Consider the following 22,934-nt stretch of genomic DNA (forward strand, 5'->3'; position numbering starts at 1 on the left):
ACATTCCAGACGCTGAATGCGCCATCATCACTCAACCGGTGGCCGCGTCCATGCGCACCGCACCGCGGCGATTCTGGCCGTAGGCAACCACACAGTTTCGTCCGGCGCCTTTGGCCGCGTACAGCGCCTCGTCGGCGGACTTCAGTACTTTCTCCGGGTTGCGCTGCTCAACCCGTTCCGCCACACCGATGCTCACGGTGACCGACACGCTGGACGATGCAGACCCGGCACGGCGCTGGCGACCTTGCTGGTCGTCCTGAGGGCGACTGTCCTGATTGCGCAGGTGAATGTTGTAGGTCGCAATGGATTCGCGAATCACTTCAAGGTGCGGCATGCACTCTTCAAGGGTTTTGCCGGCGAAGACCAAGGCGAATTCCTCACCGCCATAACGATACGCCCGACCGCCGCCACCAATTTTCGACAGCTTGCTGGCGACCAGTCGCAGCACTTGGTCGCCCACATCATGGCCGTGGGTATCGTTGAATTTCTTGAAGTGGTCGACGTCGCTCATCGCCAACACATAATTGCGGCCCAGGCGCTGCATGCGCTCGTTCAAGGCACGACGGCCGGGCAAACCGGTGAGTTCGTCACGGAAAGCCATTTGATAGGCCTCATGAGCGACCGCCGCGGCAATCATCAGCATCACCTGGCTGCACATGATGTTCAGGGTAAACGGCAGTATGAAAGTCTTCGGCAACATCCAGAACAAACCGAGCAGCCCCACCCATTGAGCGGCGTGCAACGGGCGCGGGTTACGCCAGTATTGCCATCCCAACAATAAGAACCCGGCGATGAATACCGGATACGACAACTGAATCAGGCTCATCCAAGCCCCATGCAGTGCTGGCCAACGGATCTCCGACAGCCACATCAACAGCGCCTGTGGGTAACTTTGCTCCAGCCCCAGTGCCACACTGCCAACGGCCAACAACACGGCAAACCTGGCCACCATGTCCTGAAACAGATGAGTACGCTCCTGCCACGCAGCAAACACGCCGTACAGCAACGGCAATAGCAGGCAGCACAGATGGAACACCACCGCCGCGTCCTCTCGCACCTTGCCGTTGTCGCGGTAGTAGTCGGTTTGGGTGTCCAGCAGGAAGTAGGCGATGTACACCGTGACCATCAGAAACAGTTCACGTTGGCGTCGGTACACCGCGCAATAAGCACCGCCGAGCAACAACACCAGGGTTGGAAGCACGTTGAACAGGGACGTAAAAAACACATTCAGGTCTTTGACGTAGGCGGCAGCAAGCCCCGCCAGCAACAGCAGCAAAGAAGGCAGGAAATGACTGAAACGTACAGCGGAAGAACGCGGCAAGGGTAAAGCTCCGACCGTCAAAGCAATAGATGGCATTGTGCCCTCTCTCTTTAACGGCAGAAAAGCGGACTTGCTGAGTCATTTAGTAAGGTTTTTTTCAGAAGGCCCCGCAAGGCAAAAAAAACCGCCACTCCCAAGGGGAGCAGCGGCTTTGAAGAACGCGTTAAGGCTTAGTAGCCCAGCGCGAAGTTCTCTTCTTTCATGTCCATCAAGTTGTTGGCGCCCGACAACATGGTTGCAACGTGAGTGCGGGTACGCGGCAGGATGCGCTGGAAGTAGAAGCGCGCAGTCTGCAACTTGGCGGTGTAGAACGCCTCTTCAGAGGTGCCGGCAGCCAGTTTTTCGGCAGCCAGTCGTGCCATGTCAGCCCAGAAGTAAGCCAGGCAGGCGTAGCCGGAGTACATCAAGTAGTCCACCGACGCCGCGCCGACTTCTTCGCGGTCTTTCATGGCAGCCATACCGACCTTCATGGTCAGCTCGCCCCATTCTTTGTTCAGCGCGTTCAAAGGCTCGACGAACTCTTTGACTGCGTCGTTGCCTTCGTTGGTCTGGCAGAATTTGTGGACGATCTTGGTGAAGCCCTTCAGCGCTTCGCCTTGAGTCATCAACACTTTACGGCCCAACAGGTCGAGCGCCTGGATACCGGTAGTGCCTTCGTACAGCATCGAAATACGGCTGTCGCGAACGTTCTGCTCCATGCCCCACTCGGCGATGAAACCGTGACCACCGTAGATTTGCACGCCGTGGTTGGCGGACTCAAAACCGACTTCGGTCATGAAGGCTTTAGCGATCGGCGTCATGAACGCCAGCAGTGCGTCGGCTTTCTTCTTCTCTTCTTCGTCTACGCCGTACTTGACCACGTCGACTTGCTTGGCGGTGAAGTAAACCATCGCGCGGTTGCCTTCAGCGAAAGCCTTCATGGTCAACAGCATGCGACGTACATCAGGGTGAACGATGATCGGGTCAGCGGCTTTTTCAGGCGCTTTCGGGCCAGTCAGCGAGCGCATTTGCAGGCGATCGCGGGCGTATTTCAGGCCGCCCTGGAAACCGATCTCGGCGTGAGCCAAGCCTTGCAGTGCGGTACCCAGACGTGCGGTGTTCATGAAAGTGAACATGCAGTTGAGGCCTTTGTTCGCCGGGCCGATCAAGAAACCAGTGGCCGCGTCGAAGTTCATCACGCACGTGGCGTTGCCGTGAATACCCATTTTGTGTTCCAGGGAGCCGCAAGTCACAGCGTTGCGTGCACCGATCGAACCGTCAGCGTTGGGCATGAACTTTGGAACGATGAACAGCGAGATACCTTTGGTACCTGCCGGCGCATCCGGCAGACGTGCCAGCACGATATGGACAATGTTGTCGGCCATGTCGTGTTCACCGGCCGAGATGAAGATCTTGGTGCCGGAGACTTTGTACGAACCGTCAGCCTGTGGCTCGGCTTTGGTGCGCAACATGCCCAGGTCGGTGCCGCAATGCGGTTCGGTGAGGCACATGGTGCCGGTCCACTCACCGGACACCAGTTTGGTCAGGTAAGCCTCTTGCTGCTCAGGCGTGCCGTGTTCCGAAATGGTGTTCATCGCGCCATGCGACAGGCCTGGGTACATGCCCCACGACCAGTTGGCTTCGCCAACCATTTCGCTCACGGCCAGGCCCAGCGATTCCGGCAGGCCTTGGCCACCGTGCTCTACATCGTGAGCCAGGCTCGGCCAGCCACCTTCAACAAATTGCTTGTAGGCCTCTTTGAAACCAGTCGGGGTTTTAACGCCGGACTCGCTCCAGGTGCAGCCTTCGATGTCACCCACGCGGTTCAGCGGAGCCAACACCAGCTCACAAAACTTGGCGCCTTCTTCAAGAATGGCGTCAACCATGTCCGGCGTTGCGTCTGCACAAGCCGGAAGGCTCTGATAATGCGCTTCGTAGCCGAGCAGTTCGTCACGAACGAAGCGAATATCACGCAAGGGGGCCTTGTAGTCAGGCATAGCGATAAACCTCTGCTGATGTAACCGGGGATGAACGACCGCGATGAATTATTGAGACGGTCAAACAGTTGTTTGAAACATACGTTTACGCCTAAATCTTGTCAAGCGCCGATCTTTTGCCGTTCGTCATCGCGTGCGCTTGAACGTCAGGCGCACGAAGGCGCAACGGCGTTGGCAGATCAACGCGTCGTTCAGGAAAGATTATTTGAGCGAGAAGGACTTACACACAAAAACGCCGCGAAAAGTCGCGGCGTTCAAGGTGCAGATTCAGTCAGGGATCAAGCGTAGGTATCGATCAACGTACCCAGCATTTCGTCGGATGCCTTGGCGACTTTCGCGCCCAGCTCAACCTGAAACTTGCCTTGAGACAGTTCAACGACGCTACTGGCCAGGTCAGATTGCTGGCTGCGGTCGACCGAACGCAGCCGATCCACTTGAGCCTCTGAGGACTGGCTGGTAACCGAACGCTCGATGGTGGTGTTGGCGATCTGCCCGGAAGCCTGATCAACCCGGTTCTGCCCGGTCTGAATAGTGCTCAGACCGGCATAAAAAGCGCTGTTTCCTGAGATTTCCATGACGAAACTCGTCCTTATAAAGGATCAACAATCTTCATTGAAGCAAACCTGCTGGCAAAAGGCCCGACAAAAACACTAATGGCACAGTGCCTTGTCATAGCCAAAACCCTCACCGCCACCTCAGTCGAGCAGGTCCAGTTGCAGGTACTCGGCCACCGCTTCTGCCGTTACCGACTTCAGTTTGGGAACCCGTCCCAGGCACGGTGCCGGGATCCGTTCGGCGAGCGTTGCCAGGTTCTCTTCCAGCCGCGAAGTTTTCGGATCGATGATATTCGCCACCCAGCCCGCCAGTTGCAGACCGTCGCGGGCAATCGCCTCTGCGGTCAACAACGCGTGGCTGATGCAGCCTAAACGTACGCCAACCACCAGGATAACCGGGAGTTTCAGCGCCATCGCCAAGTCCGACAGGTTGGCTTGGTCCGCCAACGGCACGCGCCAGCCACCAGCACCTTCGATCAACGTGAAATCCGCCTGCATGTCGAGAATTTGCCGCATCGGCGCCAGCAAGGATTGCACCGTCAGCGCGACTCCAGCCTCGCGAGCCGCAAGGTGCGGGGCAATGGCCGGCTCGAAGGCTACCGGGTTGACCTGTGCATAAGTCAACGGTATCGAACACTCGGCCAGAAGCGCCAGCGCATCCGAATTACGCAAGCCCTTGGGCGTCACATCACAGCCCGAAGCTACCGGTTTACCCGCCGCCGTGCTCATGCCCGCGGATCGCGCCGCGTGCAGTAAACCAGCGGCAACGGTGGTCTTGCCGACATCGGTGTCAGTACCGGTGATGAAATAGGCTGCGCTCATAAGGGTTTCTCCAGAACGGCGTAGACCACTTGATAAGTCGCCGGTAAACCTTGAACTTGGCGAAACTGTTCATAAGCGTCGACCAGGCCAAGAATGCGCGCCCTGCCCGTCAAACCACCCGGCCGGCCAGGATTCAGGTTATGGGCTCCCAAGGCCTTTAGCTCATGCGTCAGGCTTCGAACGTGCGGATAATGCAGCACATGTGCACGGGTTTCCAGACTAACGGCCTTCAACCCACTGGCCGCGCATAATTGCTGATAAACACCAAACTCGCGAAAGCGGTTGACGTGAACCATGCCATCCACTTGCCGCCAGCTGTCACGCAATTCAAACAACGTGCCCACGCACAGACTAGCAAATGCAAAGATCCCGCCCGGTTTCAGCACGCGATACGCTTCACTGAGCACCGATTCGAAGTCGGCACACCACTGTACGGCAAGGCTGGAGAAGATGAGATCGCAGGTTGAATTCTGCAACGGCAGGCGTTCAGCGTCACCGGCGATGAAGTCCGTCGCGCCACCCAATGGCCGGGCGTGATTGAGCATACCTTCGGCGATGTCCAGCGCCACGCCGTGCCCAGCGCGATAGCGCTCACCTAACGCACGACTGAAATACCCGGTGCCACAGCCCATATCCAGCCAGCGCCCAGGCACAAACTCAAGCGGCAGCCGGGTCAGCAACTGATTGCCGACATCGCGCTGCAACTCGGCCACGCTGTCGTAACTCGCCGCCGCACGGGAAAAGGACGCTGCAACCTGGCGCTTGTCGGGCAAACCACCGGGCACAAGGGTGAGGGATAAATCAGTCATCGCCGGACTCATGCAAAAAAGCCTGGATTGCCCCCGCCACACCGTGGGGATCTTCCAGAGGAAACGCGTGACCGGCCTGTTCAATCAGGCCGACTTCGACATCTGGCAACAACGCCAAAAGTTCTGACGCCGCTTCTGCCGGGACTAACCCGTCCAGACCGGCAAACACATGCAACTGCGGCCCCTGAAAATCCAGCAAGGCCTGACGCGTGCTCAGTGCGCCCAATAATTCCAGGCCACTGAGCAACACCGGCGCCGGAGTTTTGGGGGCACCGGCCAACAACAACCGGGCCATTGAGCGCGGGTCGGCAGCCCCTTGCGCGCACAGCAGGCTGAAGCGTTTCAAGGTGACGTCCGGGTCGAGACGGCAACCGTTGAGGAACGCATTGAAGGTCTCTTCGTGCATCGCATTGTCCCAGCGAGCCCAAGCCACAAAACTGGGGTTGCTGGCCAGGGTCACCAAACCACAGCAACGATCACCGCGACGCGCCGCCAACGCGGACGCCAGCATGCCGCCCAACGACCAGCCAGCGAGCCATGCATCCTGGGGCAACGTTGCGTCCAGCTCATCAAGCCACTCCTGCAAGTCGCTTGACTCCAGCGCAGGTAAGGGCTCGATGTCGACGCGCAGGTGTTCATCCAGCCCCCGCAAGGCCGCCGCCAGTGGCTCCAGTGGCGAAATCCCGAGGCCCCAGCCGGGCAGCAGAATCAGACGATTACGCATGGCTTGGCTCCAGTCCCAGTTGTTGAAAACAATCGGCCAGTCCATTTAACAGTAGCTGCACCTGCGCCTCGCTGTGGGCAGCGGTCAATGTCACGCGAAGGCGCGCGCTGCCGGCAGGCACGGTCGGCGGGCGGATCGCCGTCACCATCAAGCCGCGTTCGCGCAACATGTGCGACAGCTGAACCGCGCGGCCGGCATCGCCGATCATGATCGGCTGGATCGGCGTGAAGCTGTCCATCAACTCCAGGCCAATCTGCCGGGCGCCTTCGCGAAATTGGTGGATCAGCGTCTTGAGGTGATCGCGCCGCCAGTGTTCGCTGCGTAGCAATTCCAGGCTCTTAAGCGTGGCGCAAGCCAACGCTGGCGGTTGGCTGGTGGTGTAAATGTAAGGACGAGCAAACTGGATCAGGCTTTCGATCAGTTCTTCACTGCCTGCGACAAAAGCGCCGGCGGTACCGAAAGCCTTGCCCAGCGTGCCGACCAACACCTGCACGTCTTCCTGGCCCAAGCCGAAATGTTCGACGATACCGCCGCCATTGGCGCCCAACGGACCAAAGCCATGAGCGTCATCGACCATCAGCCAGGCGCCCTTCGCTTTGGCTTCGCGCGCCAGCGCCGGCAAATCAGCGATGTCACCATCCATACTGAACACGCCGTCGGTGACCACCAGCGTGTTGCCGGTGGCCTTCTCCAGACGCTTGGCGAGACTTGCCGAATCGTTATGCAAATATCGGTTGAAGCGCGCACCGGACAACAGCCCGGCATCCAGCAACGAGGCGTGGTTGAGCCGGTCTTCGAGCACCGTATCGCCCTGCCCGACCAACGCAGTCACCGCGCCGAGGTTGGCCATGTAACCGGTGGTGAACAGCAACGCACGTGGACGACCGGTCAGATCGGCCAAGGCTTCTTCCAATGCGTGATGCGGGCTGCTGTGGCCAATGACCAAATGCGAAGCGCCACCGCCAACGCCCCAACGCGATGCGCCCGCGCGCCAGGCTTCGATCACCTGTGGATGATTGGCCAGGCCCAGGTAATCGTTATTGCAGAACGCCAGCAGCGGCTTGCCGTCGACCACTACTTCAGGGCCTTGAGGGCTTTGCAGCAAAGGTCGCTGGCGGTAAAGGTTTTCAGCACGACGGGCAGCAAGGCGTGCGGCGAGATCAAAAGACATGCAGGCCTCAGTGTCAGATCGCAACGTGCAAAAGTTGCACGACCCCCTGTGGGAGCAGGCCTGCTGGCGATGACGGACTGTCGTTCAACATTGATGTCGACTGACCTGGCGCCATCGCCAGCAGGCTGGCTCCCACAGGTTTCGCATTTCTTCAGAAAAATTGGAGATCAAACAGCGGCGTTATAAAACTGCTCGCTGCTCTTCTGCTCGACCAATGCTTGCTCGATCGCCGCCTGATGCACCTCGTCTGCGTGCTCTTCACGCGCTTCCGGCAGGATGCCCAGACGCGAGAACAGTTGCATGTCCTTGTCGGCTTGCGGGTTGGCGGTGGTCAGCAGTTTGTCGCCGTAGAAAATCGAGTTGGCGCCGGCGAAGAACGCCAGGGCCTGCATCTGCTCGTTCATGGCTTCACGGCCCGCAGACAGGCGCACGTGGGATTGCGGCATCAGGATGCGCGCGACTGCCAGCATACGAATGAAATCGAATGGGTCGATGTCTTCGGCATTTTCCAGCGGCGTACCGGCCACCTTCACCAACATGTTGATCGGCACCGACTCCGGATGCTCCGGCAGGTTAGCCAGCTGAATCAACAGGTTGGCACGGTCATCCAGCGATTCGCCCATGCCGAGGATGCCGCCGGAGCAGATCTTCATTCCCGAATCACGCACATATGCCAGCGTTTGCAAGCGCTCGCCGTAAGTACGGGTAGTGATGATGCTGCCGTAGAATTCCGGCGATGTGTCGAGGTTATGGTTGTAGTAATCGAGGCCAGCCTTGGCCAGCGCCTCTGTCTGGTCTTGATCAAGACGACCGAGGGTCATGCAGGTTTCCAGGCCCATGGCTTTTACGCCCTGCACCATTTGCAGCACATACGGCATGTCTTTGGCCGACGGATGCTTCCACGCAGCCCCCATGCAAAAACGCGTAGAACCGATGGCTTTGGCGCGAGCGGCCTCTTCGAGGACTTTCTGCACCTCCATCAGCTTTTCTTTTTCGAGGCCAGTGTTGTAGTGACCGGACTGCGGACAATATTTGCAATCTTCCGGGCACGCGCCGGTTTTGATCGACAGCAGCGTCGACACTTGCACCCGGTTAGCGTCGAAATGCGCGCGGTGCACCGTTTGCGCCTGGAACAACAGGTCGTTGAACGGCTGAACGAAGAGTGCTCTGACTTCGGCCAAAGACCAGTCATGACGCAGGGTTGCAGTGGTGCTGGCGCTCATGGGCGTTTCCTTGTTTTATGCATGGCTGGCGTCTGGGGAATGGAATACCCACAGACGCGACACGGATGTTCGGCATATTTAAGGAAGACTCATGCCCTGTCAACCACGATACACAGGACCGGTTTACATCTGGTTAAATAATGATCAGCACTGCTTGTTATGTTCGGAGCTTTCAGATGGCAAAACGCCGATCTGCACGGCCTGCGAAGCAGAACTGCCCTGGCTCGGTGAACAATGCCAAACCTGCGCCCTGCCCTTGCCCGGCCCGGGCCTGACCTGCGGTCAATGCCTGAATCAACCGCCGGCCTTCGAACACGTTGCCGCGCCTTGGCTTTACAGCTTTCCGGTTGACAGCTTGATCACCCGTTTCAAACACAGTGCAAAGTGGCCGTTTGGACACTTGCTCGCCGAACTTCTCGCCCATTTCCTGCAACATCGCTTTGATGAAGACTTGCCCCGCCCGGACGCATTGATCCCCGTGCCGCTCGCCACTAAACGCCTGCGCCAGCGCGGTTTCAACCAAGCCGCGATGCTTGCTCGCTGGCTGGGCGCCCGCCTCGACATTGCCTGCGACGAATCATTACTGCTGCGGATTCAGGACACCAGCGCGCAGCAGGAACTGAATGCCGAGGCACGCAAAAAAAATCTACGCAACGCCTTTGCCCTCGCACCCAGTGCGTTTATCAAGAATCGTCACCTGGCACTGATCGATGACGTATTGACCACCGGTGCCACAGCCCAGGCCCTGGCTCGCCTGCTGATGGACGCTGGCGCGGCGCGGGTTGACGTCTATTGCCTGGCACGTACTCCCAAACCCGGTGATGTGGCGTGACTTGACTCCCAAGGCGCAAGCCGCCAACGTCTTTGCCACCGTCACAGCCCAAAGCGTCCAACCATGTCCTTGCCTACGTTATTAACCCAGCACATCGTCCGCCGTCCGCAACGCATTGCATTGCTGCAACACATCGCCGAACAGGGCTCTATCACCCGCGCCGCGAAGAGTGCGGGGTTGAGTTACAAAGCGGCGTGGGACGCCATTGATGAGTTGAATAACCTGGCGCAAAAACCACTGGTGGAGCGCAGCGTTGGCGGCAAGGGCGGCGGCGGTGCCAAGTTGTCCAGCGAAGGCGAACGCGTATTGCGCCTGTATCAAAAATTGCAAGCCTTGCAGGCCCAGGTCCTGGAGGCCGCCGAAGATGCCAGCGACCTCGACCTGCTGGGCCGACTGATGCTGCAAACCAGCGCACGCAACCAACTGCATGGCAAGGTCGTAGCAATAGAAGCGCTGGGGCGCAATGACCGAATCCGCCTTGAACTGGCGGAAGGCTTGACCATCGATACGCAAATAACCCACGACAGCACGCTGCGTCTGGAGCTGCACATTGGCACCGAAGTCGTTGCACTGATCAAGGCTGGATGGCTGGAATTATCAGGCGCCCATCAAGCAGCAACACCCGACAACAATTACCTCGAAGGCGTCATCGAAGAAATCCTCGACGCTGAGGACGGCCCCAGTGAAGTACGCATTGGCCTGCCCAACGGCCAGACACTCTGCGCCCTGGCCGAGCCGCTGCATCTGCGAACCTCAGGCTTGGGCGTCGGTAAACCCGTGTGGGTGCAGTTCGCACCGTCCAACGTGTTGCTCGGTACTCCGCTCTGAAACAAAAGCTTCATCGATGCTCACTAAGGTGACTGCAAAAACCTGCAGGGAGCCTGATGTGAGCTTATTAGAAGAAAACCAAACCACTGACCTTCAGCAAATCGTCAGCCTCAGTCGTCGTGGCTTCATCAGCGCAGGCGCCTTGTGCGGCGCTGCAATGTTTCTTGGCGGCAACCTGTTGAGCCGCAGTGTGTTGGCCTCAAGCGTCAGCGTTGCAGCAGGTAACCTGCTGGGTTTTGACAGTATTCCCGCCGCGACAAACGATGCCATCACCCTGCCTCCCGGCTACAAATCTTCGGTGTTGATCAGTTGGGGCCAGCCTTTGCAGAAGAACGGGCCCGCATTCGACCCCAGTGGCAACGGCACCGCACAGCAACAGGAAGTGCAGTTCGGCGATAACAACGACGGCATGAGCCTGTTCGAATTTCCTGGTGAGAAAGACCGGGCGCTGATGGCGATCAACAATGAATACACCAACTACCGCTACCTCTATCCGCACGGCGGCATGCCGCAGTCATCCGAAGAAGTACGCAAGGCACTCGCCTGCGAAGGTGTGTCGGTCATCGAGGTGCAGCGCAAAAACGGCGAATGGCAATTCGTCCAGGGCTCACGGTACAACCGACGCATTCACGGCAATGCCCCGATCAAGCTCAGCGGGCCGGCCGCTGGCCATTCGCTGGTGAAAACCAGTGCCGACCCACACGGCAAAAATGTGCTCGGCACCTTCCAGAATTGTGCCAACGGCAAGACACCCTGGGGCACGTACCTGACCTGCGAGGAAAACTTCACCGACTGCTTTGGCAGCAGCAATCCCGAGCAGAAGTTTGACGCCGCACAAAAACGCTATGGCGCGGTGGTTGCCAGCAAAGAGATCAATTGGCACCAGCATGACCCTCGTTTCGATTTGGCGAAAAATGCGAACGAGCTCAACCGTCACGGCTGGGTAGTGGAAATCGATCCGTTTGATCCGCAATCAACCCCGGTCAAACGTACTGCGCTGGGTCGTTTCAAACATGAAAACGCCGCCCTCGCGCAAACCAATGACGGTCACGCCGTGGTGTACATGGGCGACGATGAACGTGGCGAGTTCATTTATAAGTTCGTCAGCCGCGACAAGATCAATCACAAAAACCCTAAATCGAATCGCGATCTGCTGGACCACGGCACCCTGTTTGTTGCGCGCTTCGACGCCGGTGACAACGATGCCGATCACCCGAAAGGCCAAGGTGAATGGGTTGAATTGGTACACGGCAAAAACGGCATCGACGCCAGCAGCGGCTTTGCCGATCAGGCCGAGGTGTTGATTCACGCGCGTCTCGCGGCAAGCGTGGTGAAAGCCACGCGCATGGATCGCCCGGAATGGATCGTCGTCAGCCCAAAGGACGGCCAGGTTTATTGCACGTTGACCAACAACGCCAAACGCGGCGAAGACGGGCAACCGGTGGGCGGGCCGAACCCACGCGAGAAAAACGTGTACGGGCAGATCCTGCGCTGGCGCACCGACCGCGATGACCACGGCGCCAAGACTTTTTCCTGGGACTTGTTTGTGGTGGCCGGCAACCCGGGGGTTCATGCCGGGACCGCGAAAAGTGGTTCGTCGAACATCACGCCGCAAAACATGTTCAACAGCCCGGACGGGTTGGGCTTCGACAAGGCCGGCCGACTGTGGATACTCACGGACGGCGATGCGAGCAACACCGGTGATTTTGCGGGCATGGGCAATAACCAGATGCTCTGCGCCGACCCGGTGACCGGCGAAATCCGCCGCTTCATGGTGGGGCCAATTGGCTGCGAGGTGACGGGGATCAGTTTTTCCCCGGATCAGAAAACCTTGTTTGTCGGGATTCAGCACCCGGGGGAAAACGGCGGGTCGACCTTTCCGGAACACCTGCCGAACGGCAAGCCGCGTTCCTCGGTGATGGCCATTACCCGTGAAGACGGCGGCATCGTCGGCGCCTGATCAGGTCTCTTCGCGAGCAGGCTTGATCGTTCCCACGCTGAGCGTGGGAACGATCCCCTAAACACAGCCCGTCTGCGCTAACATGCTTGGCCGGACGCGGCAGCCTGCTGCGCGCAGGAGTCAGCATGGCCCACCCGTTTGCAACGCTCACCCCAGACCTCGTGCTCGATGCTGTCGAAAGCATCGGCTTTCTCAGTGATGCCCGCATTCTGGCGCTCAACAGCTACGAAAACCGTGTCTATCAGGTTGGTATCGAAGACAGCGAACCGCTGATCGCCAAGTTCTACCGGCCGCAGCGCTGGACCAATGAGGCGATTCTGGAAGAGCATCAATTCACCTTTGAACTGGCTGAATGTGATGTACCTGTCGTGGCGCCGATGATTCATAACGGTGCCAGCCTGCATGAGCATGCCGGTTTCCGCTTCACCCTGTTCCCGCGCCGTGGTGGCCGTGCACCGGAACCGGGCAATCTGGATCAATTGTATCGGCTGGGCCAATTGCTCGGTCGACTGCATGCCGTCGGCGCCACCAAGCCTTTCGAGCACCGTGAAGCATTGGGTGTGAAAAACTTTGGCCATGATTCGCTGACGACATTGCTCGAAGGCAATTTCATTCCTAAAAGCTTGCTGCCGGCCTACGAGTCCGTGGCCCGCGACCTGCTCAAGCGAGTAGAAGAGGTCTACAAAGCGACGCCGCACCAGAACATCCGCATGCACGGCGATTGCCATCCCGGCAACATGATGTGCCGTGACGAGATGTTCCACATCGTCGACCTCGATGACTGCCGCATGGGCCCAGCGGTGCAGGACATCTGGATGATGCTGGCGGGCGATCGCCAGGAATGCCTCGGTCAGTTGTCGGAATTGATGGATGGCTACAACGAGTTTCACGATTTCGACCCACGTGAACTGGCGCTGATCGAACCGCTGCGCGCCTTGCGCCTGATGCATTACAGCGCCTGGCTTGCGCGGCGCTGGGACGACCCGGCATTCCCGCACAGCTTTCCGTGGTTCGGCACCGAACGCTATTGGGGCGATCAAGTGTTGGCGTTACGTGAACAGTTATCGGCGCTCAACGAAGAACCCCTCAAACTGTTTTGACCCACACACATCTCACGACAGGAGCGAGCCGGCTCGCTCCTGCCGGGCCCGTGTTCACAATTGTTCAACCTATTCAGGCAGGACATTGGTAGACAAATCTCCTTACAATCCCCCTCTTTGTTAGCTGCCTAAGCAAGGATTCTGCATGCAAGCCGCCAACCCGCGTCGCGGGTACATCCTGGGCCTTACCGCCTACATCATCTGGGGACTTTTCCCGATTTATTTCAAGGCAATCGCCAGTGTGCCTGCCGTAGAAATCATCATTCATCGGGTGCTCTGGTCGGCGCTGTTCGGCGCCTTGCTACTGATGGTGTGGAAGCATCCGGGCTGGTGGCGCGAGTTGCTCGACAACCCCAAGCGGCTGGCGATCCTGGCGCTCAGTGGCACGCTGATCGCGGCCAATTGGTTGACGTATGTGTGGTCGGTCAACAACGGGCGCATGCTTGAAGCCAGCCTCGGTTATTACATCAACCCATTGGTCAATGTGCTGCTGGGGATGTTGATTCTCGGTGAACGCTTGCGGCGCATGCAGTGGTTCGCGGTGGGCCTGGCAGCAATTGGCGTTGCGCAACAAGTGTGGCAAGTCGGCAGCTTGCCGTGGGTGTCGCTGGTTCTGGCGCTGACGTTCGGCTTCTACGGTTTGATTCGTAAGCAAGCGCCCGTCAAAGCCCTGCCGGGGCTGGTGGTTGAAACCTGGATGCTGGTGCCGATTGCCTTTGGTTGGCTGCTGCTCAACCCCAGCGCAAGCAGCGCGCAAACTGAATTCTGGACTACGTCGGCATCGTGGTGGCTGGTGGCGGCTGGCCCGATAACGCTGGTGCCATTGGTGTGTTTTAACGCTGCCGCACGACATTTGCCCTACACCACGCTCGGTTTTTTACAGTACTTGGCCCCCACGTTGGTGCTGATGCAAGCCGTTCTGCTGTTTGGCGAACATATGTCTTCCAGCACGTTGCTCGCGTTTATCTTTATCTGGGCAGGCCTGGCGGTTTACAGCGTTGATGCGTGGATAAGTCTGCGCCGCCGCACCTGATACGGGTGCAAGGCATTGAAACTGCTGATTTTTTGATCAACTGCTGAACAAGCCCGACTGCCGTGGGCTGGCGGGCTGTTTCTACAGGTTATCCACAGGCAGGTGCACGTTTAAACTGGATAACCGGGTCACGGCTCGCTGCGCAGCACCAATTCAACCATCAAGTCATCCGCCAGGGTTTCCAGACGCGACTGCAGCACATCAAGTGAAAGCGTCAGCGGCACTGCCAGAATCGCTTCTGCGTGAAATAACGGCTCGCTGCTCATCGGCGCCGGCCGTACCTCGGTGACCAGTCGTTCAAGATTCACCCCCTGCTCACTCAACAGGCGCGTGATGTCGCGAACGATGCCGGGGCGATCATTACCCACCAACTCCATGGCAATCGGTTTCCAGGTGCAGGATTGCTCGATGCCACTTTCGGCGATCAGCACGCGAATGCCTTGCGCAGACAAGGCCTGCAGCGCATCCACCAGTTCATCGTAGGCCTCGGCCGGCACGCCCACCCGAAGAATCCCGGCGAATTGACCGGCCATGCGCGACATGCGGCTTTCCAGCCAGTTACCGCCGTGCTCGGCAATGCACTGGGCGATGCGCTCGACCTGCCCGGGTTTGTCCGCGGCGAATACGGTAAGTACGAGGTGGTCCATGGCGCTGCCCTCTTTTGTTATAGAAAGGGAAGTATAGGCAAGCGCAATAATTTGCCGCGTTGCCAGAATGTGTGGCAAGGCAGCAGGCTGCCGGCCGCTAAAAACAATGCGCCAAAGCAGTGCCATAAACATTATGTGTACAAGTTTTTATATTTAGCTGGAACAATCCAGTAGTTTTTTGAGAACATCCCGTGCCGCGACGTGACTGCAATGCGTCATGGGGTCGCAGAACGACGTAATTAGTCTGATTTTCACAAGCGCAATTCATCATGTAGTATGCCGCAGCGCGCACTACATAACGTTGGATCGATGTCTGCCACAGGCACACTCGCAACCCTGAAAGCCCCGTCAGCAAGGCCTCAAAGCCGTTGATTGGACCAACCCAGCCGCCCTAAAGGGCATGTACTGGCGGACGGGTTTGTGGTTTAAATGGCCAGAGGCTTCATTGTCAAAATTGAAGAGCTGAAAAGCGAAATAGCTGAGCAGAGTGAGGCAAGCAATGACTGAACACGTTCAAGTCGGTGGCCTGCAGGTCGCCAAAGTCCTGTTCGACTTCGTGAACAACGAAGCCATTCCCGGTACCGGCCTCACCGCCGATAAGTTCTGGGCAGGTGCCGATAAGGTCATTCATGACCTGGCCCCGAAGAACAAAGCCCTACTCGCCAAACGCGATGATTTCCAGGCTCGTATCGATGGCTGGCACCAGTCCCGTGCCGGACAGGCGCACGACGCCGTGGCTTATAAAGCCTTCCTGCAAGACGTCGGTTATCTGCTGCCAGAAGCAGCCGATTTCCAGGCAACGACGCAAAACGTCGATGACGAAATCGCCCGCATGGCCGGCCCGCAACTGGTAGTGCCGGTAATGAATGCCCGTTTCGCGCTCAACGCCTCGAACGCCCGCTGGGGTTCGCTGTATGACGCGTTGTACGGCACCGACGCCATCAGCGAAGCTGGCGGCGCGGAAAAAGGCCGGGGCTATAACAAGGTTCGCGGCGACAAGGTTATTGCCTTCGCCCGCGCCTTCCTCGACGAAGCCGCACCACTGGCTGCCGGCTCCCACGTCGATTCCACCGGCTACAAGATTGTCGACGGCAAACTCGTCGTTGCCCTCAAGGGCGGCAGCAACAGCGGTTTGCGCAACGACGCTCAACTGATCGGTTTTCATGGCGATGCCGCTGCACCGACCGCCATCCTGCTGAAAAATAACGGCCTGCACTTCGAAATCCAGGTCGATGCCAGCACACCGGTCGGCGCCACCGACGCGGCCAGCGTCAAAGACATCCTGATGGAAGCCGCGCTCACCACCATCATGGACTGCGAGGACTCCGTTGCCGCCGTCGATGCCGACGACAAAGTGGTGATCTACCGCAACTGGCTTGGCTTGATGAAGGGCGACCTGTCGGAAGAAGTCACCAAGGGCGATCAGACGTTTACCCGCACCATGAATGCCGACCGCACCTACACCGGCCTTGATGGCAAGGAACTGAGCCTGCATGGTCGCTCCCTGTTGTTCGTGCGTAACGTTGGCCACTTGATGACCATCGACGCCATCCTGGATAAAGACGGCAACGAAGTTCCGGAAGGTATTCTCGACGGGTTGCTGACGAGCCTCGCGGCGATCCACAGCCTCAATGGTCACAGCTCGCGCAAAAACAGCCGTACCGGTTCGGTCTATATCGTCAAACCGAAGATGCACGGCCCCGAAGAAGCAGCGTTCACCAACGAACTGTTCGGGCGTATCGAAGCAGTACTCGAGCTGCCACGTAACACCCTGAAAGTCGGGATCATGGACGAGGAGCGCCGTACCACGGTCAACCTCAAGGCGTGCATCCAGGCAGCCAGCGAGCGTGTGGTGTTCATCAACACCGGTTTCCTCGACCGCACGGGCGACGAAATCCACACGTCCATGGAAGCCGGCCCGATGGTGCGCAAGGCTGACATGAAAGCCGAGAAGTGGATCGGTGCCTATGAAAACTGGAACGTCGATATCGGTCTGAGCACCGGCCTGCAAGGTCGTGCGCAGATTGGTAAAGGCATGTGGGCAATGCCCGACCTGATGGCGGCGATGCTCGAACAGAAAATCGCTCACCCACTGGCTGGCGCGAACACCGCTTGGGTACCCTCGCCAACCGCCGCTGCGCTGCACGCGTTGCACTATCACAAGGTCGACGTGTTCGCGCGTCAGGCCGAGCTGGCCAAGCGTACTCGTGCGTCGGTGGACGACATCCTCACCATCCCGTTGGCGGTTAACCCGAGCTGGACTGCGGAACAGATCAAGAATGAACTGGACAACAATGCCCAGGGGATTCTCGGTTACGTGGTGCGCTGGATCGATCAGGGCGTCGGCTGCTCGAAAGTGCCGGACATCAACGATATCGGCCTGATGGAAGACCGTGCAACGCTGCGTATTTCCAGCCAGCACATCGCCAACTGGCTGCGTCATGGCATCGTCACCGAAGATCAGGTCATGGAAAGCCTCAAGCGCATGGCGCCAGTGGTTGACCGTCAGAACGCCAACGACGCGTTGTATCGCCCGTTGGCACCGGACTTCGACAGCAACATTGCCTTCCAGGCAGCGGTCGAACTGGTGGTCGAGGGCACTCAACAACCGAACGGCTACACCGAGCCCGTTCTGCACCGCCGTCGTCGCGAGTTCAAGGCTGCTAACGGCTTGTAACTGAGCGTTTACACCGGACAAAAAAAGGCCCTGATCGAAAGATCAGGGCCTTTTCATTGGTGAATGCGATTACCCGTGTGAGCGGACTAGGGCTCTATCCCGAGTTCATGCTTGACCAAACCAAGCAACTTGCCGGTATCGATCGGTTTGAGCAAAAAGTCCACCACATTCAAATGCATGGCGGCGATGGCGTCTTTTATATTGGCGTCGCCCGACACGATGATAATCGGCAACGCCGCCCGTACGGACTCCCGTACCTGGCGAATCAGATCCAGGCCATCGACATTGCCCATCCGCAGATCGGTGATGACCAGGCCAATCGACGGCGTGGTGGCCAATAATTGGAGCGCTGTTTCGCCACTGGCAGCTGTCATGCAGCGCACGCCGTCCAGCGCAAGAATCTCCGACAACAGTTCACGCGCGTCTTTATCGTCATCAACGATCAGCACCCGTTGCGGCGGCAGGTCGGGTTCAAGCATGAGGGCAGCGAGCGCCTCGCGCTCTGCGTCACTCAAAATATCGTGGTCGGACATGGCTTTCTCTAAGTGTTCTAAATCAATCCCTAGCACAGTGGTGAGACATCGCTAAGCGGGCGAACAATGTGCACTTCGTCGGATAATTTTCCAATAGGGGAAAGGTGAGGTTTTTCTTACATTTGCGTAGGGGTTTTCCGACATTCGTTGATACCTAATGCCTACCTAGACTTACGTCCAATGGGCACCTTGCTCGTACGGGCCGACCATGGCCGAGTCATCCGACAACAACAATTCAAAAAAAGATTGCGGTAATGGTTATGAGTAAAGCGGACGCCTTCACACAGGCAGGGAAAACCGCGGTGTTGCAGAACATCCAGGGCACGTTGCAATTCCTCCAGCGTTTCCCGCCCTTCAATCAAATGGAACACGCTCACCTGGCGTACCTGGTCGAGCAATGCCAGCTGCGCTTTTATGCGCCTGGCGACAGCATCATCAAACCTGCGGACGGCCCGGTTGAGCATTTCTACATCGTCAAGCAGGGTCGGGTGGTAGGCGAGCGACCTCACACGGCCAAGGGCGGAACCGAAACCACGTTCGAAATCACCACCGGCGAGTGCTTTCCCCTCGCCGCGCTCTTGGGTGAACGTGCAACCCGCACCGAACATTTGGCTGCCGATGACACCTTTTGCCTACAGCTGAACAAACTGGCGTTCATCAAACTATTCGCCCTTTCCCACACGTTTCGCGACTTTGCCCTACGCGGCGTCAGCAGCCTGTTGGATCAGGTCAATCAGCAAGTGCAGCAAAAAGCCGTCGAAACCCTCGGCACGCAATATTCGCTCAACACCCGACTGGGCGATCTGGCCATGCGTCATCCGGTGACCTGCAGCCCGATTACTCCGTTGCGTGAAGCCGTCACCCTGATGCACGAGCAACAAGTCGGCAGCATTGTGGTGGTGGATGAGCAGAAAGCACCGCTGGGGATTTTTACCCTGCGTGACTTGCGCGAAGTGGTCGCCAAGGGCATCAGCGACTTCAACCAATCCATCGAACGGCATATGACCCATGCGCCCTTTTTCCTGACGCCGGACCACAGCGCTTTCGATGCGGCGATCGCCATGACCGAGCGGCACATTGCCCACGTCTGCCTGGTCAAAGACTTGCGACTGTGCGGCGTGGTCTCGGAGCGCGATCTGTTTTCGCTGCAACGGGTTGACCTGGTGCACCTGGCTCGCACTATCCGCAGCGCCCAGCGCGTGGAAAACCTGGTAGTACTGCGCGGTGAGATCGGTCAGTTGGTGGAGCGGATGCTGGCGCACGGCGCATCTTCGACCCAGATCACCCACATCATTACCCTGCTCAACGACCACACCGTGTGCCGGGTGATCGAACTGACGCTCGCTGAAAAAGGCGACCCTGGCGTGCCCTTCAGTTGGCTGTGTTTCGGCAGCGAAGGTCGTCGCGAGCAGACGCTGCATACCGATCAGGACAACGGCATCCTGTTCGAAGCCAGGGACGCCGCGCACGCTGCCGAGATTCGCGGCAAGTTACTGCCCATCGCACAACAAATAAATCAAAGCCTGGCGCTGTGTGGTTTCACGCTGTGCAAAGGCAACATCATGGCCGGCAATCCAGAGCTGTGTTTGTCCCGAGCTGAATGGGCACGAGGCTTTTCGGCGTTTATCCGTGAGGCCACACCGGAAAACCTGCTGGGCTCCAGCATCTATTTCGATTTGCGTGTGGTGTGGGGAGATGAGCAAAGTTGCGAACAACTGCGGCGCGGGATTATTGATCAGGTGGGTGATAACCGCTTGTTCCAGCGAATGTTGGCTGACAACGCATTGCGCAACCGTCCACCCGTCGGCCGCTTCCGCGAGTTTGTGCTGGCGCGCAAGAATGGCGAGAAAGCCACTCTGGATCTGAAAGTCCAGGGCCTGACGCCGTTTGTCGACGGTGCACGGCTTCTGGCGTTGGCGCATGGGATTGAAGCCAACAACACGCTCGAACGTTTCCGCCAACTGGTCGCCAAGGACGTTATCGAGAAGCTTGATGGTGCGGCTTATGAAGAGGCCTATCACTTCATCCAGCAAACGCGCATGCAGCAACATCAACTGCAAACCCGGGAGAATTTGCCCTACTCCAACCGCGTCGATCCCGACAGCCTGAATCATCTTGACCGACGGATCCTGCGCGAATCCCTGCGCCAGGCGCAACGCCTGCAAAGCAGCCTGACGCTGCGGTATCAGCTATGAAGCTGTTTTCCTGGCTACGCCCGGCAACGCCCCTGCTATCCGCCGATCTGCAACAACGCTTGAACGCTTTGCCAGAGGTACACGCGCTTGGCGATTGCAGCCTGCGCGAGCAACGTTGGGTGGTGCTCGACCTGGAAACCACCGGGCTGAACCTGAACAAGGATCGCGTGCTGTCCATCGGTGCGGTGGTGATCGAGGACGCAGCGATCGATTTCAGCCAGCAGTTCGAGCGCACGCTGCAATGCGCCGACATGAAAGTGGCACCGAGCGTGCTGATCCACGGTTTGGGGCCCAGCGCGATTGCGGCGGGCAGCAATCCGGCTCAGGCATTGATTGAACTGATGGAATTTATCGGGGACAGCCCGGTGCTGGCGTTTCACTCCCCGTTTGATCAGCACATGCTGGGACGAGCGCTGAAAGAACATCTGGGTTACAAGCTGCAACACCTATTTCTGGACGTGGCCGATATCGCACCACTGGTGTGTCCGCACGCGCAGATTCGAGAGGCCGGGCTAGATGAATGGATCGAGTGGTTCAAGCTCGAAGTCTTTGAGCGGCACAACGCCAGCGCCGACGCACTGGCCACGGCGGAACTGGCGTTGATCCTGTTCAGCCGCGCCCGCCAGCAGCAGATCGATAGTCCACAGGCTCTGCAACAGCGCTTAAGCCAATGGAAACGACGGCAGCAGGCGCCCTCCTTTTAACAGGAACCTGGCTTGCCAGCGATGGCGCCAGCGGAATCGTCATCACCGGCAAGCCGGTTTCCTACAGGTTTTGTTCGAAGCATCAATCCCGGCATCACCCAATCCGCGAGCGTGGCTTGCCGGCGAAGAACGATGACGCGGTCCATTGGGATACACACCGTTAAACCCACCCGACCAGCGTTAATTGCTTACCTTTCCCGCCTCTGTCACAATCGCGAACAATTCTCGTTAGTTAACACTTCCCAATCGGTGATGCTGCGTGTCGTCAGTCCAAAGCCCCCAACGTGAGCTCGTCGGTGCGCTGTATCGCGACCATCGCGGATGGCTATTGGCGTGGTTACGACGCAATGTCACCTGCCCGCAACGGGCCGAAGACCTTAGCCAGGACACTTTTGTCCGGTTGCTGGGGCGTGATGAGCTGAAGGAGCCACGCGAACCACGGGCGTTTCTGGTGGCGATTGCCAAGGGTCTGCTGTTCGACTACTTCCGGCGCGCCGCGCTGGAACAAGCCTATCTCACCGAGCTGATGCTGATTCCTGAAGGCGAACAACCTTCAATTGAAGAACAGCAGATGATTCTCGAAGACCTGAAAAACATCGACCGTCTACTCGGCAAGCTATCAAGCAAGGCTCGGGCAGCCTTTCTCTATAACCGCCTCGACGGTCTTGGCCATTCTGAAATTGCCGAGCGCCTCGGGGTATCGGTACCGCGCGTTCGCCAATACCTCGCGCAAGGCATACGTCAGTGCTACATCGCATTATACGGAGAGCCGGTGTGAGCCCGGTCAGTTCCAAACCGGTCTCGGCAACCGTGCTGGACGCCGCCATTGCCTGGCAACTGTCGCTCGATTCCGGCAACCCGGTTGAGCGCGAAGAATTCGCAAAATGGCACGCAGCCCATGAAGAACACGCCCGCGCCTGGCGCCAACTAGGCATGCTGGACCAGCGTTTCAGCGTTGCCAATGGTCCCGCCCGCACCGCTTTGTTGCAGTCACGCGAAGGCATTCGCCGTCGGGTGCGCAAACTGGGTAATGGCCTGGCAAGCATTGTCGCGGTGATCGGCTTGGCCCTATTCGCCGGTGAGCGTTACTTGCCGGTCGACTACTGGCTGGCTGACGAAAGCACGGCCACCGGCGAGCAGCGCACCCTGCGCCTCGCCGATGGCACGGTGATCAACCTCAACACCCACAGTGCGCTGGATGTGCGCTTCGATGAGAAGCAGCGGCGGATCATCTTGCAGGAAGGGGAAATCCTCGTCGAAACCGGTCACGGCGATGCGCGGCCATTCATCGTTGAAACCCGTGACGGCAGCATGCGCGCGCTGGGCACTCGGTTCCTGGTCAAGCGTGAAGACCAAGGCACGCGTCTCAGCGTTTTGAAATCAGCCGTGGCTGCCCATGCTCAGTCGAGTTCCGAAGAACACATTCTGCGCGAAGGCCAGCAAGTATTGATGCGCAATAACGGCCTCGGCCCGATCCTGGCACTCAACCTGGAAGCCGACGCCTGGACCCGCGGCATGCTGGTGGTGGACAACGCTCGCCTGGAAGACCTGGTGCACGAACTCGGGCGCTATCGACGCGGGCACCTGGGCGTGGCACCCGAAATAGCCGACCTGCGAATCACCGGAAGTTTTCCGTTGCACGACACCAATCTGGCCCTCAGCGCCCTGCTCCCGACCCTGCCGGTGCAGATCGAACATCACACGCAGTGGTGGGTTACCGTTGCGGCTCGCAGCATCGCCTCTGAATAGCTCAGTCCAAATAGGACTAATACAGACTTCTAAATGATCCAAGAACTGTCAATTATGACAGTTATGGACTGTGCCT

The 22,934-nt window shown here is 58.4% G+C and carries 21 protein-coding genes and 1 pseudogene; 11 read left to right on the top strand and 11 right to left on the bottom strand.

Annotated elements, in window-relative coordinates:
• Positions 1 to 31 precede the first annotated feature (31 nt).
• The 8 genes from ACQR3R_RS29810 to bioB all read right to left on the bottom strand — a co-directional run bounded on the left by ACQR3R_RS29810 (position 32) and on the right by bioB (position 8,600).
• The gene (locus ACQR3R_RS29810) at positions 32 to 1,321 is read right to left on the bottom strand and encodes a diguanylate cyclase (protein ID WP_428278180.1); all 1,290 of its coding nucleotides are present in this window, start codon (positions 1,319 to 1,321) and stop codon (positions 32 to 34) included.
• A gap of 170 nt (positions 1,322 to 1,491) precedes the next feature.
• Positions 1,492 to 3,297 carry a phenylacyl-CoA dehydrogenase gene (locus tag ACQR3R_RS29815; RefSeq protein WP_428278182.1) on the bottom strand — a complete coding sequence of 602 codons (1,806 nt, stop codon included), beginning with the start codon at positions 3,295 to 3,297 and terminating at the stop codon, positions 1,492 to 1,494.
• 278 nt (positions 3,298 to 3,575) lie between these two features.
• Entirely contained in the window at positions 3,576 to 3,872 is a 297-nt protein-coding gene (locus ACQR3R_RS29820; protein WP_428278184.1) for a hypothetical protein, read from the bottom strand.
• A gap of 120 nt (positions 3,873 to 3,992) precedes the next feature.
• Entirely contained in the window at positions 3,993 to 4,673 is a 681-nt protein-coding gene (gene bioD, locus ACQR3R_RS29825) for a dethiobiotin synthase (protein WP_428278186.1), read from the bottom strand.
• A complete protein-coding gene (gene bioC / locus ACQR3R_RS29830; protein ID WP_428278188.1) occupies positions 4,670 to 5,482 on the bottom strand; it encodes a malonyl-ACP O-methyltransferase BioC in 813 nt (270 codons plus the stop codon). The genes bioD and bioC overlap by 4 nt, the downstream gene beginning before the upstream one ends.
• A complete protein-coding gene (locus ACQR3R_RS29835) occupies positions 5,475 to 6,206 on the bottom strand; it encodes an alpha/beta fold hydrolase (protein WP_428278190.1) in 732 nt (243 codons plus the stop codon). Before ACQR3R_RS29835 ends, bioC begins: the two co-directional genes overlap by 8 nt.
• Complete coding sequence (gene bioF, locus ACQR3R_RS29840; protein WP_428278192.1) at positions 6,199 to 7,377, bottom strand: 8-amino-7-oxononanoate synthase; 1,179 nt, start codon at positions 7,375 to 7,377, stop codon at positions 6,199 to 6,201. Before bioF ends, ACQR3R_RS29835 begins: the two co-directional genes overlap by 8 nt.
• A gap of 167 nt (positions 7,378 to 7,544) precedes the next feature.
• The gene (bioB, locus tag ACQR3R_RS29845; protein WP_428278194.1) at positions 7,545 to 8,600 is read right to left on the bottom strand and encodes a biotin synthase BioB; all 1,056 of its coding nucleotides are present in this window, start codon (positions 8,598 to 8,600) and stop codon (positions 7,545 to 7,547) included.
• A gap of 91 nt (positions 8,601 to 8,691) precedes the next feature.
• Between bioB and ACQR3R_RS29850 the strand changes: the two are divergent.
• Positions 8,692 to 8,832 (top strand): annotated as a pseudogene (locus tag ACQR3R_RS29850) (hypothetical protein); the annotation flags it as partial.
• Here the strand turns inward: ACQR3R_RS29850 and ACQR3R_RS29855 are convergent.
• Positions 8,773 to 8,916, bottom strand: a complete 144-nt coding sequence (locus tag ACQR3R_RS29855) for a hypothetical protein (RefSeq protein WP_428278292.1) — start codon at positions 8,914 to 8,916, stop codon at positions 8,773 to 8,775. The pseudogene ACQR3R_RS29850 and the gene ACQR3R_RS29855 sit on opposite strands and share 60 nt — an antisense overlap.
• A 39-nt stretch (positions 8,917 to 8,955) precedes the next feature.
• Between ACQR3R_RS29855 and ACQR3R_RS29860 the strand changes: the two genes are divergently transcribed.
• From ACQR3R_RS29860 to rarD, 5 genes are all read left to right on the top strand, one after another.
• Positions 8,956 to 9,432: a ComF family protein gene (locus tag ACQR3R_RS29860; RefSeq protein WP_428278294.1), complete on the top strand. Its 477-nt coding sequence runs from the start codon at positions 8,956 to 8,958 to the stop codon at positions 9,430 to 9,432.
• A gap of 63 nt (positions 9,433 to 9,495) precedes the next feature.
• Positions 9,496 to 10,260 (top strand): TOBE domain-containing protein, encoded by a 765-nt coding sequence (locus ACQR3R_RS29865; RefSeq protein WP_428278196.1) that lies wholly within the window; start codon positions 9,496 to 9,498, stop codon positions 10,258 to 10,260.
• A 58-nt stretch (positions 10,261 to 10,318) separates the two neighbouring features.
• Positions 10,319 to 12,220, top strand: coding sequence for an alkaline phosphatase PhoX (locus tag ACQR3R_RS29870; RefSeq protein WP_428278198.1), 1,902 nt, complete (start codon positions 10,319 to 10,321; stop codon positions 12,218 to 12,220).
• A gap of 125 nt (positions 12,221 to 12,345) precedes the next feature.
• Positions 12,346 to 13,320: a serine/threonine protein kinase gene (locus tag ACQR3R_RS29875; protein ID WP_428278200.1), complete on the top strand. Its 975-nt coding sequence runs from the start codon at positions 12,346 to 12,348 to the stop codon at positions 13,318 to 13,320.
• Positions 13,321 to 13,465: 145 nt separating this feature from the next.
• A complete protein-coding gene (gene rarD / locus ACQR3R_RS29880) occupies positions 13,466 to 14,353 on the top strand; it encodes an EamA family transporter RarD (protein ID WP_428278202.1) in 888 nt (295 codons plus the stop codon).
• A 128-nt stretch (positions 14,354 to 14,481) separates the two neighbouring features.
• Here the strand turns inward: rarD and ACQR3R_RS29885 are convergent, their stop codons facing one another.
• Positions 14,482 to 15,000, bottom strand: a complete 519-nt coding sequence (locus ACQR3R_RS29885; protein ID WP_428278204.1) for an ACT domain-containing protein — start codon at positions 14,998 to 15,000, stop codon at positions 14,482 to 14,484.
• 499 nt (positions 15,001 to 15,499) lie between these two features.
• Here ACQR3R_RS29885 and ACQR3R_RS29890 point away from each other — a divergent pair, with 499 nt between their 5' ends.
• Positions 15,500 to 17,677, top strand: coding sequence for a malate synthase G (locus ACQR3R_RS29890; protein ID WP_428278206.1), 2,178 nt, complete (start codon positions 15,500 to 15,502; stop codon positions 17,675 to 17,677).
• 86 nt (positions 17,678 to 17,763) lie between these two features.
• Here ACQR3R_RS29890 and ACQR3R_RS29895 read toward each other — a convergent pair whose 3' ends face one another.
• A complete protein-coding gene (locus ACQR3R_RS29895; protein WP_428278208.1) occupies positions 17,764 to 18,210 on the bottom strand; it encodes a response regulator in 447 nt (148 codons plus the stop codon).
• A 260-nt stretch (positions 18,211 to 18,470) separates the two neighbouring features.
• Here ACQR3R_RS29895 and ACQR3R_RS29900 point away from each other — a divergent pair, with 260 nt between their 5' ends.
• The 4 genes from ACQR3R_RS29900 (at position 18,471) to ACQR3R_RS29915 (ending at position 22,858) form a co-directional block, all read left to right on the top strand.
• Positions 18,471 to 20,405, top strand: a complete 1,935-nt coding sequence (locus ACQR3R_RS29900) for a putative nucleotidyltransferase substrate binding domain-containing protein (protein WP_428278210.1) — start codon at positions 18,471 to 18,473, stop codon at positions 20,403 to 20,405.
• Positions 20,402 to 21,109 carry an exonuclease domain-containing protein gene (locus tag ACQR3R_RS29905; protein WP_428278212.1) on the top strand — a complete coding sequence of 236 codons (708 nt, stop codon included), beginning with the start codon at positions 20,402 to 20,404 and terminating at the stop codon, positions 21,107 to 21,109. Before ACQR3R_RS29900 ends, ACQR3R_RS29905 begins: the two co-directional genes overlap by 4 nt.
• A gap of 259 nt (positions 21,110 to 21,368) precedes the next feature.
• Positions 21,369 to 21,887 (top strand): RNA polymerase sigma factor, encoded by a 519-nt coding sequence (locus tag ACQR3R_RS29910; RefSeq protein ID WP_428278214.1) that lies wholly within the window; start codon positions 21,369 to 21,371, stop codon positions 21,885 to 21,887.
• Entirely contained in the window at positions 21,884 to 22,858 is a 975-nt protein-coding gene (locus ACQR3R_RS29915) for a FecR domain-containing protein (protein WP_428278216.1), read from the top strand. Before ACQR3R_RS29910 ends, ACQR3R_RS29915 begins: the two co-directional genes overlap by 4 nt.
• The last annotated feature ends 76 nt before the right edge of the window (positions 22,859 to 22,934 follow it).

The organism is Gordonia sp. IEGM753 (assembly GCF_050321825.1).
In the GTDB taxonomy this organism is placed as follows: Bacteria; Pseudomonadota; Gammaproteobacteria; order Pseudomonadales; family Pseudomonadaceae; genus Aquipseudomonas.

Excerpts from the sequence above, each read along its gene's own strand:
- rarD (WP_428278202.1), top strand. The coding sequence starts at position 13,466 with ATGCAAGCCGCCAACCCGCGTCGCGGGTACATCCTGGGCCTTACCGCC.
- ACQR3R_RS29885 (WP_428278204.1), bottom strand. The coding sequence starts at position 15,000 with ATGGACCACCTCGTACTTACCGTATTCGCCGCGGACAAACCCGGGCAG.
- ACQR3R_RS29890 (WP_428278206.1), top strand. The coding sequence starts at position 15,500 with ATGACTGAACACGTTCAAGTCGGTGGCCTGCAGGTCGCCAAAGTCCTG.
- ACQR3R_RS29895 (WP_428278208.1), bottom strand. The coding sequence starts at position 18,210 with ATGTCCGACCACGATATTTTGAGTGACGCAGAGCGCGAGGCGCTCGCT.
- ACQR3R_RS29865 (WP_428278196.1), top strand. The coding sequence starts at position 9,496 with ATGTCCTTGCCTACGTTATTAACCCAGCACATCGTCCGCCGTCCGCAA.
- bioB (WP_428278194.1), bottom strand. The coding sequence starts at position 8,600 with ATGAGCGCCAGCACCACTGCAACCCTGCGTCATGACTGGTCTTTGGCC.
- ACQR3R_RS29820 (WP_428278184.1), bottom strand. The coding sequence starts at position 3,872 with ATGGAAATCTCAGGAAACAGCGCTTTTTATGCCGGTCTGAGCACTATT.
- ACQR3R_RS29900 (WP_428278210.1), top strand. The coding sequence starts at position 18,471 with ATGAGTAAAGCGGACGCCTTCACACAGGCAGGGAAAACCGCGGTGTTG.
- ACQR3R_RS29905 (WP_428278212.1), top strand. The coding sequence starts at position 20,402 with ATGAAGCTGTTTTCCTGGCTACGCCCGGCAACGCCCCTGCTATCCGCC.
- bioF (WP_428278192.1), bottom strand. The coding sequence starts at position 7,377 with ATGTCTTTTGATCTCGCCGCACGCCTTGCTGCCCGTCGTGCTGAAAAC.
- ACQR3R_RS29835 (WP_428278190.1), bottom strand. The coding sequence starts at position 6,206 with ATGCGTAATCGTCTGATTCTGCTGCCCGGCTGGGGCCTCGGGATTTCG.
- ACQR3R_RS29815 (WP_428278182.1), bottom strand. The coding sequence starts at position 3,297 with ATGCCTGACTACAAGGCCCCCTTGCGTGATATTCGCTTCGTTCGTGAC.
- bioD (WP_428278186.1), bottom strand. The coding sequence starts at position 4,673 with ATGAGCGCAGCCTATTTCATCACCGGTACTGACACCGATGTCGGCAAG.
- ACQR3R_RS29875 (WP_428278200.1), top strand. The coding sequence starts at position 12,346 with ATGGCCCACCCGTTTGCAACGCTCACCCCAGACCTCGTGCTCGATGCT.
- bioC (WP_428278188.1), bottom strand. The coding sequence starts at position 5,482 with ATGACTGATTTATCCCTCACCCTTGTGCCCGGTGGTTTGCCCGACAAG.